Raw genomic sequence first — 13,376 nt, 5'->3', positions numbered from 1 at the left:
ATTAGACTCGTTCTTGATCTATCCAAGTATAGCATCCTGCCAATGGCAGGTAAAGGTTTAGAATCCCTTCCCCTTGAAAAGAATGATGGTAGGAGGGATACACATGGATCATCTCACGAATCAGCGATCTTCAGCTGAAACAAGAACAACAAACAATTTGAGAACATATCTACTCTTATTGATCATTTGGATTTTGATCCTTTTTACTTTTTCTTTTCAATCCCGGCTTCCTCTGGATGTCACTTACCCTGTAAAAGAAGTGATACGGTACGATAATGAATTAGGATTCCTCTCTTCACAAACTGCCTATTTAAAACAATGGGTTTCCTTGGCATTAGAAAGCCAGCCGGTGCAATTGCTCTACCTGTTTTATGGTCTGGAGTATAAAGGCAAGTGGTCGGCCCTTAATCTTTTGTATAGAAAACTTGGCCACTTCACCGTGTATGGGATATTGGCCCTACTGATTTATTTTACCATATGGAGGCAAACAGCATCCCCATATCTTTGGACATTGCTTCTTTCCCTTAGTATCGCCTTAATGGATGAATGGATACAATATTATCTTCCGGGGAGATCATCCCGTATACAGGATGTCTTGGTGGATGGGCTGGGAGCGGCAAGTGTGTTACTTGTCATACGGTTAACATCAAATGGTAGGTTCATTCAAAAGAAATATTCGGAATCTGGCTCATAATCTCGTTCATCGAAAATGAAACACATTGAATAATGGCTCTTCACGAATAAATCGGGCTTCTTTATCATGTTTCTTCAAATCAATCATCTTCCCCCCAAAATGTATTTTTACTTAACTGTATTATAACACAATTCTTGGATTTTCTATTTTAACTCTAGCAAAGTTGTATATTCCGTTTTATACTATTATTTAGTGTTTCGAAGTTTTCTTCGACCAATAGCAAATTGTCACTAAAACTTCCGATGAAACTAAAAAATCACACGTTCACGTGTATAGTTCGTCTTAGGAAAGGTACTGTGAAATATGAGAGGATACGTACAGCAACTGCTAGAGATGTCTTCCGGTGTACGCCGCTTTGTGATTAGCGAAGCCTTGTTAGGGGTTGGGATTGGCTTGTTTAGTTTGGTGCTTAATCTGCATCTTCTGGCCGTTGGATTGGATGAAGAGAAGATCGGGGAAATCACATCCATTGGCATGCTGATTGTTGGTGCTGCAGCCATACCGACTGGGCTCTTGGCCAATCGAACGGGACGGAAGAAAATCCTTGTTACCGGATTGATCATGATGGGTTTAGGATATACCCTCTTTGGATTAGGGACCTCATATATGGTATTTTTGTCGGCACAAGTCATCCTATCCCTAGGAATTAGTTCTTTGGTTACTTCAGAAATTCAACTTCTATTTCATTACAGCCGCTCCAAAAAGGAAGAAACCCAGGCCTACAGCATATTGTTTGCCGTTTTTACCCTTTTTACTGGCGTGGGTACGCTACTAGGCGGATTTATCCCCAACTGGTTGGGTGGAGTCACATCGATTTATCAGAGCTCTGTCTTAGTTGCTGCCGGGTTTTTCTTTCTAGCAGCACTCCTTCGCGGAATCTTATTGCCTAAAGAAAACTTGAAACTGGCCAATGAAGAAGGAAAGGTAGTCAAAAAACCTCCGACTACGAGGGGGCGACTTGGCAAACCGGTATGGATCTTTTCCATTTATACCTTCATATCAGGAATTACTTTTGCTTTTATCGGACCGTTCAATAATGTGATTATCAAGTTCCGATTTGACTGGAGCGATGAACGGGTTTCTGTCATGCTAACAGCCACCGGCGTGTTTCTATTTCTTGGCTCGCTGCTCACGCCGTATGTGCTGGAACGCTGGGGGATACGAAGGACTTATTTTCGCGTTTACCTCCTTAACATCCTATTAGCATGGCTGCTTTTTTTTACCATCCCTATCCTGCTTTTTGTCTTTTTTTGGCTGTTCCGGAACGGTAGCTTCATGCTGCTGAATAACCTGATTGAAAGCCAGGCAATGTCCGCAGTTGATGAACAGGAAAGAAATTTATTTGCGGGGATCCGTTCCGTTTCCCGGAGCGTTGGGACGGCGATCTCCACCTATCTCTCAGGTGTTATCCTGGCAATGAAGAACTACCAACTGCCCTTCCTGCTTACGGCTGGGGTTCTATTGTTCGGTTATCTTTACTTCATCATCTGGGTACGACCGATTTTGGAAGATAAGCTGCAGGAAGACTATCCGAATCCTAATAAGTAAGTTGGAACGAAGTCTTATTTATTGTCCTGCTTTGAGAATTGTGATAGAATATAAACAGAACCTATATTCGCGTGTTTCGTCAAGTGAGGTGGGACGGATGAAAAAAGAGGATCGCATTAAGGAAACTGGTTGGACATATGAGGACTATACTAAATTGCCAGACGATGGAAATCGATACGAAATTACTGGAGGACGTTTGGAATTACTCACTCCTTCCCCTTCTTCCGAACACCAGATGGTCAGCATCCGATTGTCCTATCTCTTGATGTCTTCATGTAGCAATGAATACATTATCCTGGAAGCTCCCATCGACGTGATTTTTGCCGATGACGAAATACGACAGCCAGATTTACTGATGGTTCACTTTAGCCGGGAATCAATCGTTTCCAAGCGGGGTGTGGAAGGTCCACCAGATCTTATTGTGGAGATTCTCTCACCTGGCACTGCAATCAGGGATCGCTTTATCAAGTCCGAAATTTACGCAAAATATGGTGTAAAAGAATATTGGATTGTGGATATGTATTACCGTACGGTGGAACAGTATCTCCTTGACGGGAAAACGTCGAAATATACCTTTCACTCCGCTTACGGTGAAACTGATGAGGTCACTTCACCCAACATCAATTGTGTTCGTTATTATGTTAAGCAACTGTTCCAAAAAGGAAATCCGTTAGCTCAACAGAAGTGAGTGAATCCATTCAGTAACATTAGAAGTGGAGTTCAACATAGAAAACTTACTTTACCTAAAAGCATGAAAGAGCAGGTTTGCCTGCTCTTTTCATTTACTCCAGCATAATACATTGGAACAATTTTTGATGGAGTGGAATTATTTAACTTTCTGACGAAGATAGGCATCAATAAATACATCGATTTCTCCATCCATCACCGCCTGAATATTCCCCGTTTCCACCCCTGTCCGATGATCTTTCACCATACTGTACGGATGAAAAACATAGGAGCGGATTTGGCTTCCCCATCCAATCTCCTTCTGCTCTCCACGAATTTCTGCCAGCTGTTTTTCCTGTTCCTCCAATTGCTTTTCATACAATCTGGCCTTTAAAATTTTCATCGCCTTTTCCCTGTTTTTGATCTGGGAACGTTCCGACTGACAAGTCACCACGATTCCTGTGGGAATATGGGTAATCCTTACTGCCGAGTCAGTGGTATTCACGTGCTGACCTCCGGCTCCGCTGGAACGATAGGTGTCTACTTTCAAATCCTCTGTCTTTATTTCAATTTCTACGTCGTCATCCATTTCAGGGAGAACATTACAGGAAACAAAGGAGGTATGTCTTCTCCCAGAAGCATCAAACGGAGAGATGCGAACTAAACGGTGAACTCCCTTTTCGGCCTTTAAATATCCATAGGCATTATGGCCCTTAATCAGAAGGGTAACGCTTTTTACCCCTGCTTCTTCCCCAGGCAGGTAATCAAGGGTTTCTACCTTATATCCGTGATCCTCAGCCCATCTGGTATACATGCGAAGGAGCATTTCCGCCCAATCCTGGGATTCCGTCCCCCCTGCCCCGGGATGAAGCTCCAAAATCGCGTTATTTTTATCATAGGGTTCACTTAAAACCAATTGTAGTTCAAATTGTTCCAGATCTTTAGACAGCTTCTTCACGCCGGCCCGGAGATCAGGTATCAAAGACTCATCTTCTTCCTCCTGAATGAGCTCAACCATCACCTGCAAGTCTTCATATGCTGACATCAGTCCATTAATTTTCTCAACCATATCTTTAAGGCCGTTTACTTCACTGATCACTTGTTGGGCCTTCTCGTTATCATCCCAAAAATCGGGGGCTGCCATCTTCTCTTCCAACTCGGCTACTTTCTTCTGCTTCCCTTCGATGTCAAAGGGACCCCCTGATATCCGCCAATTTCTTGGCCATGATTTGCATCTGCTGTTTCAGTTCAACTAGTGGCAATTGAATCACCTCTTAGATTTATTTTCCGTGGCAGTGCTTGTATTTTTTGCCGCTGCCGCAGGGACATGGTTCATTTCTCCCTATTTTTTCACTTCTTACAGGGCGCTTCGGCCTTTGTTCTTCCTTGGGGTCTACCGCTTGCCCCTTGGCCACTTCTTCCCGTTGAAGGTTGTTTTGAACCGTTGCTTTCATAATATAGGTGGATACTTCTTCTTCAATCCGGGCAATCATTTCTTCAAACATGGCAAAACCCTCAAATTGGTACTCCCGTAGCGGGTCTGTTTGGGCATAGGCCCGGAGATGAATTCCCTGTCTCAATTGGTCCATGGCATCAATGTGATCCATCCATTTGCTGTCCACAGAGCGAAGGAGAACTACCTTTTCAAACTCCCTCATGGTCTCGGAACCCATTTGCTCTTCCCGCTCGTCATATTGCCTGGTAATGACATCCCGAAAGGTTTCAATGATTTCTTCCGGTTCTTTTCCCCAGATATCCTTTTCTGTGAGGGTTCCTTCATAGAGGAACGTACCGTTGGCATGGTCGATCAACGCTTTCAGATCCCACTCTTCGGGAACTTGCTCCTTCGGACAATGGGTCTCCACCAATCGTTCTACAAAGCTCATGATCATATTCATGATAATCGGTCTTAAATTATCGCTTTCCAAAACTTCCCGGCGCTGCTTATAGATAATCTCACGCTGCTGGTTCATCACATCATCATATTGAAGAACAATGCGTCGGGTGTCAAAGTTGGCTCCTTCCACCCGTTTTTGGGCGGTTTCAATGGCTCTGGTGATCATGCGGCTTTCGATGGGCTGATCCTCATCCATGCCCAGCTTTTCCATCATTCCCATGATATTCTCAGATCCAAATTTTCTCATCAGGTCATCCTCAAGGGAAAGGAAAAATTGGGTAGAACCGGGATCCCCTTGGCGGCCGGAACGTCCTCGGAGCTGATTGTCAATCCTGCGGCTTTCATGTCTTTCCGTGCCAATAATATGCAATCCGCCCTTATCTGATACTCCCTCTCCCAACACAATATCCGTACCCCGGCCAGCCATGTTGGTGGCAATGGTTACCGCACCTGCCTGTCCAGCCTTTGCAACAATTTCTGCCTCTTCGGCATGATGCTTGGCATTCAGCACCTTATGGGGAATCCCTCTTTTCTTCAGCATCTCGGAAAGCAATTCCGAATTCTCAATTGAGATGGTCCCCACGAGAACCGGCTGTCCCTTTTCATGTCTTCTGGCAATTTCTTCAACCACCGCTTTATATTTCCCAGCCTCAGACTTGTATACGACATCGGCCATATCAACCCGGATCATCGGTCGATTGGTGGGAATCACCACAACATCCAACCCATATATCTTGCGAAATTCTTCTTCTTCCGTTTTGGCTGTACCGGTCATACCCGCCAATTTTTTATACATGCGGAAATAGTTTTGCAGCGTAATGGTAGCCAGTGTCATGCTCTCATTTTGAACCTTCAGCCCCTCTTTGGCTTCAATGGCTTGATGAAGTCCATCGCTATAGCGGCGTCCATGCATCAATCTTCCAGTAAATTCATCAACAATAATGACTTCTCCATCTTCCACCACATAATCCACATCCCGTTTCATTAAGCTGTGGGCCTTTAAGGCTTGGGTAATGTGGTGATTCAGAGTCATGTGAGAGGTATCAAAGAGATTATCGATGTTAAAAGCCTTTTCAGCCTTTTCCACCCCTTCTTCGGTAAGAGAAACAGAACGGGCTTTTTCATCCATGGTGAAATCTTCATTGATCTTTAATCGTCTAACAAAGCGATCCGCCAAATAATACAAATCGGTAGATTTCGCAGCTTGACCAGAAATGATCAAGGGAGTCCGGGCTTCGTCAATTAGAATGCTGTCTACTTCATCGATGATGGCATAGTTTAAGGGACGCTGTACCATATGTTCCTTGTACAAAACCATGTTGTCCCGGAGATAATCGAAACCAAATTCATTATTGGTCCCATAGGTAATATCAGCAGCATAGGCTTCCTTCTTTTCTTCCGGAGATAGGCCATGGGCATTAAGCCCAACGGTTAATCCGAGAAAATGGTAAACCCGACCCATCTGTTCCGCATCACGGCTAGCCAAATATTCATTGACCGTAACCACATGTACCCCTTTTCCGGTTAACGCATTCAGATATGTAGGCAGTGTAGCCACAAGGGTTTTTCCTTCCCCCGTCTTCATCTCAGCAATTCGGCCCTGATGGAGGACAATTCCACCCATAATTTGCACATCAAAGTGACGCATACCCAGTACCCGCTTTGAGGCTTCCCTTACCACGGCAAAGGCTTCTGGAAGAAGTTGATCCAATTCCTCACCCCGGTCCAAACGGGATTTAAATTCAATGGTCTTTCCTTTTAATTGATCATCGGTTAAGCGGGAAATCTCTTCTTCATAACCATTCACTTGATCTACCAATCTATTTAGTCTTTTTACTTCACGTTCGTTGCTGTCTCCAAATACTTTTTTTAAAACCCCCAACATAAAGGGTCATCTCCTTCCGATTCTTCCTATTTCTCTCGATACGGAACTTAGGATTGACACGTCCACCAGTCGTATTCGTCCTAAAAAACCTCAACATTAAAATTGTAACAGGGTATCCCGCATAAAACAAGGCAAGGGACCTGCCTTTTCAGCAAGTCCCTTAATTTCCATTCTTGAGCCTGTTTTTTGTCGCTTTAAATTGATCACTCCGGCTCAATAAGCCCATACTTTCCGTCTTTTCTGCGATAAACCACATTTACTTTATTATTGTCTGCATTAGAAAATACAAAGAAGCTATGACCTAACATATCCATCTGTAAAACAGCTTCCTCTGCATCCATCGGTTTCAGGTTAAACCGCTTGGTTCTTACAATGGGAATTCCATCATCTGTCGTGAGATCCTCGCTCGACTCAGGAGAATCTATTTTAAATAGTACTTTTAAACTGCCATCCTGACGGAATTTGCGATTTATTTTTGTTTTGTGTTTTCGAATTTGACGCTCCAGCTTCTCCACCACCAGGTCAATGGAAGCATACATATCACCGCTGGACTCCTCAGCTCTTAGGGTGAGTCTAGGCATCGGGATGGTTACCTCCACATCATGCTCATCCCTTTCAACCCTTAATGTCACATATACATCGCTGTTTGGAGGGGTGTCAAAGTACTTTTCTAAGCGCCCTACTTTTTTCTCTACGTATTCCCGCAAGGCTGGGGTCACCTCTAAATTTTCACCACGAATGTTGTACTTCATCATGAATAACTCCTCCTTCCTACTTATCTATATTCCCTAAATCCCCCCAAAAATCCTTCCCATGTTCAATATTTTTTAGGTAAGAAATCGGGGGATTATGACAATTTTTTTACATCTTTGACCCTTCACGATAGCTGGCATTCATTAGAAAACCCTGGGATCATCCCAGGGTTTTACTGTTACAACTATAATCTTACCGTTTCTTTCAAATATATATCAGATTTACATAAAATGAAGCCTTTGGGCTCTATTTTGAAATCCTTTGATTTACCGGGGAATTATAGCTTTGTAACGTTGGCCGCTTGAGGTCCACGAGGTCCTTCAACGATATCAAATTCTACGGCTTGACCTTCTTCCAAAGATTTGAAACCTTCAGAATTGATCGCTGAATAATGTACAAATACATCGCCGCCTTCTTCGCGCTCAATAAATCCATAACCTTTTTCCGCGTTGAACCATTTTACTTTTCCTTGCATTCAATTACACAATCCTTTCGTAAATAAAATACATGAGATAGTATCCCACAGTTTGACTATATCATTCCACGAATTGTAAGTCAAACAAAAGAATAGTAGCAACTGTAAAACTACGCTTATCTTTTTTAATCGGTGCTATATTTTTTTTCAAGGAAGCTGACAAATCTGGAAATAACCACGGTGAGGGTTAAATAAGCCGCCGCCATGGTTAAGTATGACTCCCAGCGGGCAAAGGTGGATTTTGCAACGGTTGACCCGGTATATGCGAGCTCCGGAGCAGCAATAATTGCCAACAAGGAAGAATCCTTAAGCAAGGCAATAAATTCATTCCCTAAGGGAGGAATCATCCGCTTAAAGGCTTGGGGCAAAATAATATGCCTCATGGCCTGCCCATGGGTCATCCCTAGGGACCGGGCCGCTTCCATCTGCCCCCTATCAATGGATTGAATTCCGGCACGGAAAATTTCCGCAATGTAAGCGCCTGCATTTAAGGAAAGAGCAACAAATCCAGAAAAGATGGCAGACGGAGGAACAGATCCAGGATAAATCAGCTCCCACACCGATGGAATGGCTGCGTAATGAATGATCAGTATTTGAACAAAAAGAGGGGTTCCGCGGAAAAGAGTAATATATGCTCTGGAAGGATACGTGAATAACCAGTTTTTAGATAATCTTCCCATTCCAAAAAGCAATCCCAATATGGTTCCAAAAAATATTCCCACGCTGGTAAAAAGGATGGTAAATCCGATCCCTCTAATAAACATTTCCTGATACTGAATAATAATTTCCCATCTCATGCAAATAATCTCCTCGTTTCCCTTTAATTATGTATGGTTTCGTCCCTTGCCTTTTGGGCAAACGTCTTTTGTCCAATAGGCAAGTAAGACGAAAGTCTAGTTGCACTTATGAAGCGGATTTGAATCATCTGGCAATTCAGAGAAAATGGAAAAGAAATGCGCAGGAGAATCTCTGCGCATTTCCCCACTATATCATTTTAACATTACTTTTCTCCGAAGTATTGATTGTAAATCTTGTCATAAGTGCCATTTTCTTTAATTTTCTTTAACCCTTCATTGAATACATCCAATACTTCTTGGTTTCCTTTTTTGACCATCATGCCGTAATACTCGGTCTCAAAGCTGTCATCCTTAATCAGCTTGTAGTTGTCGGCTACACCTGGCTTCGTTTTCAGATAATCCTGCATAACCGCATTATCTGCTACTACGGCATTGACACGTCCGGTTAGCAAATCCTCTACCGCTGCTGGCGTATCATCATAGGCTTGAAGGCCTTCATAAGTTTTTCCAAACGCCTCTTCTACAACAATTGCACCGGTAGTAGCGGCCTGAACACCTATTTTCAACCCCTGCAAATCTGCCAATTTCTCTACGGGAGAATCCTTTGGCACCATGATCAATTGATAGGCTTCAAAATAGGGATCAGAGAAGTCATAGGTCTGCTTGCGATCCTCTGTAATGGTGATGGCAGAGATACCGATATCTACACGACCCTTATCAATTCCTTCGAATAATCCATCCCATCCGGTATGCTGAATATCAAGTTCGATACCTTGTACTTCAGCAATCGCTTTAATGATGTCCATGTCAAAACCCACAGGCTTCCCATCTGGACCTTGAAGTTCAAATGGCGGATAAGCGGCATCTGTTCCTACCTTGTACACTTTCTTTTCAGCTGCAGGCCCTTGGGCTGGCTGCTGCTCTTGTCCTTCTGCTTTTTGTGATTCAGCAGGTTTTGCTTCCTCTTTCGCTGTTCCGCATCCGATGGCGATCACGGCCAATCCGAGAAGCAGAATAAAAAGCACCATCAGTTTACTGTTCCTCATTAAAAGTCCCCCTTTTTTAGATATACGTATAAAGTAGTACATATGAATCCTTCTGTTCCATCCATACCTTTCTACATGCTATCATTTTAAAGCTTTAAACTGGACAAAGATCATCACATGTGAAATTATACAAGGATATGCATAATAAATCAATCGTTTATTGGTAAACTATTTACTTTCCTTCATCAATGGGACTATCTACTGGATTATCCACTAGATTATCCACAACAAAAAGGTTGATTTGCTGGGTTATGCACAGACTTATCCACATTATCCACAAAAATAGATCCTTTTTATCCACATGAAAAGGGTTTCAATTCCTTTCTGCACCATAGGTCTTTTTTCACCTTTATAGGACTTTTTCCTCAAATTGCATAATGAATAATATTTTGAATATTAGTGTTATAAATTTATTTCGATAACAATAAAGAAATTCCTTCTGCTTCATCATATTTTTTATGGTCAACCCCAGTTGGGATATTTTCTGGACTCAACCAATGACAAAATAGCAACCTCTGACCCACGACCTGCGATGTCAGAGGTTTTACTTTTTCTTATCAAAGAATATGCCGTCCGTTTGATAAGGAACAGGCCCATACGCCTTTGGCAGCTGCTTCCCTTGCTTAATCTTTTTAAGTTGTTTGGACGCTTCGTTTTTCTTCTCTTCCAGCAGTTTTTTTAACTGCTGATCATGTGCCATGATCTTTTTTAATATCAACTGCTTCTCATGGAGAAAAGTGTGAGATAAATGGGACAGGTTGATCTGCTTTTGCAGATGATCAATTTTATTCATCATCTCTTTTCTTCTTGAAAAAAGGTTCTCCAACACATCATAATCGTTCTGACGAACGGCTTCTTTTAATTGTAGAGTAAGGGTCAGCAATTGTTGGTAATCCTGCAATACCCGCTTTTCTCTTGAAAAATCCATTTCCATCCCTTATCCCTGCTGTTTCGCCAGCTTCATCGCCTGGGACCAGGTATCCCTTAATTCAACCACAAAACCTTCAACTTCTGTTAAAATTTCTTTGTCCTTTTTAAGATTGGCTTCTATCAACCGATTTTTCATGTAGTCATATAATGGCAATAGTTGATGGGAGATCTCATAATCCATATTTAAGGTGATCATCAATTCGGTAATAATATCCTGAGCCCGAATATTGTATTCATTGGCTTTATCCATTTTTCCTTCGTCAATCGCCAATTTCGTCTGCTTAATAAAACGAATGGCCCCATTGTATAACATTAGCGTCAGCTCAGCTGGAGTTGATGTAGTGACCTGATTGTTTTGGTAAGTCTGGTAAGGGTTATTTACAGCCATGTTCCCACTCCCTTATATATTTTTTTCACCCATATTGCTATAGATCTGGAATTAAAGATTCCCACGTCCGCTAGTCGAGTTCGTCAGGAAGTGATTCAGGTCCGCTTCAAGTCTAAAGAACGGAGCCCTCAAAAACATCTGGGAATATCAAAGGTGGAGTCAGTTTGAGGGCTAATTCCCGTTCTTTAGCCTCAACGCTAAAGCACGAACTCGAAGGCTGTCCGTATGAATCTTTAATTCCGTCTAAATATCCAAGGATTGATCATCAAAGATTTGATATGAAAATACCTTTTCATATCAATTTGTGACCCGTAGGGTCATGGATGTTTAGTTTGAAAATCTATGATTGTGCTCCACCACCGAATTGCTGCATCAGCCAACCTGCTTGGGAATTATACTGACTGATCGCCCTTTCCATGGCGGTAAACTGCCTCCAATAGCGGTTTTCGATTTCAATTAAACGGTCTTCAAATTCATTCATATCATTCTCTAATCGATCCAATGCTTTTCCGAGAACGCTTTGGTCTACGGTAGAATAACTGTTGCTGCTGCCTGCCTTATCGGTAATTTTGTCCATCGCATCTTTTATACTTTCATAAAGCCGGGCTGCTATTCCTCGCTGACTTTGGTCTGTATCATGGGTCTGGGTAAACAAATTCATCACTTTCTCAGGATTATCAGTCAATGCTTGTCGCAGCTTATCTTCATCAATAATGATTTTCCCTTTCTGGTCGTAGGAACCGGTCTTAAAACCAATGTCAAACATACTGTCCATGTCTGATGGCAATCCCGTTACACTGTTGGCAAAATCATTTCTAAATTGAGCCAGGGCATTGGAAAGGATGGTGTCACTTCGTAATAACCCGCTTTTGGCCTTTTCTTCCCATAGCTCAATTTGTTTTTCGGACATCTCTTCCTTTTGCTTTTCCGTTAAAGGAGGATAGTCCCGATATTTCTCTTCAGAAAGCTTGGTATTGATTTTGTCGATCACTTCATTATATTTCCCAATAAATTCAACGATTTTGTCAAAAACCTGTTCCGTATTGCTTGAAACATTTAAGTTAACCGTTGTTCCAGGAGCTTCACTTTGCAGATCAAAATTAATTCCATTGATCGTAAATTGATTGGTTGACATCGTGAAGCTTGCCCCATTATATACGATTTGAGCATCTTGTCCAGTTAGTGTAAGTTTGCTAGGGTCTCCATCAGAATCAGCGGTAAAATCAATCTTTAATGTGGTTCCAAATAATGTTCCCGTTGTATCTTGAAGATTGATTTGCGCTGATGAACCCGTTCCGGTTGAGTTTAGAAAAAAGCGGTCCAAATTTTTGTCATAAGACACTTTTACGCCCAATCCATTTCCATTGGCATCCTTATAATTGTTTATATCATTCACAACATCATAGATCGTTTTTGTGGATGTGTCATAGGAAAACGCAACACCGTTCAGGGTAAACGCTACGGTGCCTGTGATGCCAAATTGATTGCTTAATGAGGAAGTATCTATATTTCCGTTTGCATCTAGATTAGATCCAAGGGCAGCCGTACTGGTTGCCGAAACCCCCCTTGCTATCTTTTGTACCTCAACGGTATGAACCCCGTCCACTGCACTGGAGCTGGCTGTGGCTTTTACAATCGTCTCATTTGAGGAGCTTGCCGATTTACTCAGGTAAGTGGATTGAAGTTTCATATCAAAGGCCATGTTTCTCAATTCCAAGAGGGATGTATTCATTTCCCGATACGCATCACGCTGCCACTCCAGGGTTTGTTTTTTCTGCTCCATTTTATCCAAGGGGATTCGTTCAGCATTCATTAATTTCTGTACGATTGACTCAGTATCAATTCCCGAAGCGAGTCCGGAAAAGCGAAGGTCATTGATCATTCACGTCACCTCCTAAATCTTTTTATCTACTAAAAGCCCCAAGGCCTCCTGGATATTGGCCACGATATCCAATAGCTTTTTGGGCGGAATTTCCCGGATTACTTGATTAGTTCGGTCATCCACGATGGTCACATAGTATTCATTTAGTTTCTCGTGAAGTTGAAACTTAAGATGGGTTTGAGAAGATGCTTCTAGTACTTTGTTTAATCCATCCACTACTTTTTGAGCATCCGTTTTGCTTAAAGAAACTTTGGCATATTGAGCTTCATCCTCAACTTGATTAGATGTTGAAGGGTTGTGATTAATATCGCCTTTGATTTGAACCTCCGTATCTATCGGTTCAATTTTAATACCAGAGGATGAAGAATTAATCTTTGGGATATCCATCATACCGCCCTCCTAAAGAAACTATATA

The 13,376-nt window shown here is 42.2% G+C and carries 13 protein-coding genes; 3 read left to right on the top strand and 10 right to left on the bottom strand.

The window, feature by feature from the left end; translation table 11 throughout:
* Positions 1-103 precede the first annotated feature (103 nt).
* The 3 genes from L1765_RS05425 to L1765_RS05415 all read left to right on the top strand — a co-directional run bounded on the left by L1765_RS05425 (position 104) and on the right by L1765_RS05415 (position 2,930).
* The gene (locus L1765_RS05425) at positions 104-694 is read left to right on the top strand and encodes a VanZ family protein (RefSeq protein ID WP_236405640.1); all 591 of its coding nucleotides are present in this window, start codon (positions 104-106) and stop codon (positions 692-694) included.
* A 303-nt stretch (positions 695-997) separates the two neighbouring features.
* Positions 998-2,242: an MFS transporter gene (locus L1765_RS05420; RefSeq protein WP_236405639.1), complete on the top strand. Its 1,245-nt coding sequence runs from the start codon at positions 998-1,000 to the stop codon at positions 2,240-2,242.
* Between the two features lie 97 nt (positions 2,243-2,339).
* Complete coding sequence (locus L1765_RS05415; RefSeq protein WP_236405638.1) at positions 2,340-2,930, top strand: Uma2 family endonuclease; 591 nt, start codon at positions 2,340-2,342, stop codon at positions 2,928-2,930.
* A gap of 138 nt (positions 2,931-3,068) precedes the next feature.
* On the opposite strand, the gene prfB is transcribed toward L1765_RS05415, so the two are convergent.
* The 10 genes from prfB to flaG form a co-directional block, all read right to left on the bottom strand.
* A protein-coding gene (prfB, locus tag L1765_RS05410; RefSeq protein WP_407942205.1) for a peptide chain release factor 2 occupies positions 3,069-4,143 on the bottom strand; the annotation gives its coding sequence in 2 pieces (ribosomal slippage) (positions 3,069-4,097 and positions 4,099-4,143; 1,074 coding nt in all).
* Between the two features lie 45 nt (positions 4,144-4,188).
* Positions 4,189-6,690, bottom strand: coding sequence for an accessory Sec system translocase SecA2 (gene secA2 / locus L1765_RS05405; protein WP_236405636.1), 2,502 nt, complete (start codon positions 6,688-6,690; stop codon positions 4,189-4,191).
* A 203-nt stretch (positions 6,691-6,893) separates the two neighbouring features.
* A complete protein-coding gene (hpf, locus tag L1765_RS05400; protein ID WP_236405655.1) occupies positions 6,894-7,442 on the bottom strand; it encodes a ribosome hibernation-promoting factor, HPF/YfiA family in 549 nt (182 codons plus the stop codon).
* 278 nt (positions 7,443-7,720) lie between these two features.
* Positions 7,721-7,918, bottom strand: coding sequence for a cold shock domain-containing protein (locus tag L1765_RS05395; RefSeq protein ID WP_236405635.1), 198 nt, complete (start codon positions 7,916-7,918; stop codon positions 7,721-7,723).
* A 125-nt stretch (positions 7,919-8,043) separates the two neighbouring features.
* Complete coding sequence (locus L1765_RS05390; protein ID WP_236405634.1) at positions 8,044-8,715, bottom strand: amino acid ABC transporter permease; 672 nt, start codon at positions 8,713-8,715, stop codon at positions 8,044-8,046.
* 203 nt (positions 8,716-8,918) lie between these two features.
* A complete protein-coding gene (locus L1765_RS05385; protein WP_236405633.1) occupies positions 8,919-9,761 on the bottom strand; it encodes a basic amino acid ABC transporter substrate-binding protein in 843 nt (280 codons plus the stop codon).
* A gap of 544 nt (positions 9,762-10,305) precedes the next feature.
* A complete protein-coding gene (locus L1765_RS05380) occupies positions 10,306-10,695 on the bottom strand; it encodes a flagellar protein FliT (RefSeq protein ID WP_236405632.1) in 390 nt (129 codons plus the stop codon).
* Positions 10,696-10,698: 3 nt separating this feature from the next.
* Positions 10,699-11,079, bottom strand: a complete 381-nt coding sequence (gene fliS, locus L1765_RS05375) for a flagellar export chaperone FliS (protein WP_236405631.1) — start codon at positions 11,077-11,079, stop codon at positions 10,699-10,701.
* A 340-nt stretch (positions 11,080-11,419) separates the two neighbouring features.
* Entirely contained in the window at positions 11,420-12,961 is a 1,542-nt protein-coding gene (locus L1765_RS05370; protein ID WP_236405630.1) for a flagellar hook-associated protein 2, read from the bottom strand.
* Positions 12,962-12,973: 12 nt separating this feature from the next.
* The gene (flaG, locus tag L1765_RS05365) at positions 12,974-13,348 is read right to left on the bottom strand and encodes a flagellar protein FlaG (protein WP_236405629.1); all 375 of its coding nucleotides are present in this window, start codon (positions 13,346-13,348) and stop codon (positions 12,974-12,976) included.
* Positions 13,349-13,376: the final 28 nt, after the last annotated feature.

It is taken from the genome of Microaerobacter geothermalis (genome assembly GCF_021608135.1).
In the GTDB taxonomy this organism is placed as follows: Bacteria; Bacillota; Bacilli; order DSM-22679; family DSM-22679; genus Microaerobacter; species Microaerobacter geothermalis.
This window is presented reverse-complemented; position numbering and strand designations above follow the sequence as displayed.

Bases quoted from the DNA above. Each gene is read 5' to 3' on its own strand.
- L1765_RS05385 (WP_236405633.1), bottom strand. From the start codon at position 9,761: ATGAGGAACAGTAAACTGATGGTGCTTTTTATTCTGCTTCTCGGATTG.
- secA2 (WP_236405636.1), bottom strand. From the start codon at position 6,690: ATGTTGGGGGTTTTAAAAAAAGTATTTGGAGACAGCAACGAACGTGAA.
- L1765_RS05370 (WP_236405630.1), bottom strand. From the start codon at position 12,961: ATGATCAATGACCTTCGCTTTTCCGGACTCGCTTCGGGAATTGATACT.
- L1765_RS05395 (WP_236405635.1), bottom strand. From the start codon at position 7,918: ATGCAAGGAAAAGTAAAATGGTTCAACGCGGAAAAAGGTTATGGATTT.
- flaG (WP_236405629.1), bottom strand. From the start codon at position 13,348: ATGGATATCCCAAAGATTAATTCTTCATCCTCTGGTATTAAAATTGAA.
- L1765_RS05380 (WP_236405632.1), bottom strand. From the start codon at position 10,695: ATGGAAATGGATTTTTCAAGAGAAAAGCGGGTATTGCAGGATTACCAA.
- L1765_RS05420 (WP_236405639.1), top strand. From the start codon at position 998: ATGAGAGGATACGTACAGCAACTGCTAGAGATGTCTTCCGGTGTACGC.
- L1765_RS05390 (WP_236405634.1), bottom strand. From the start codon at position 8,715: ATGAGATGGGAAATTATTATTCAGTATCAGGAAATGTTTATTAGAGGG.
- L1765_RS05415 (WP_236405638.1), top strand. From the start codon at position 2,340: ATGAAAAAAGAGGATCGCATTAAGGAAACTGGTTGGACATATGAGGAC.
- fliS (WP_236405631.1), bottom strand. From the start codon at position 11,079: ATGGCTGTAAATAACCCTTACCAGACTTACCAAAACAATCAGGTCACT.
- L1765_RS05425 (WP_236405640.1), top strand. From the start codon at position 104: ATGGATCATCTCACGAATCAGCGATCTTCAGCTGAAACAAGAACAACA.
- hpf (WP_236405655.1), bottom strand. From the start codon at position 7,442: ATGAAGTACAACATTCGTGGTGAAAATTTAGAGGTGACCCCAGCCTTG.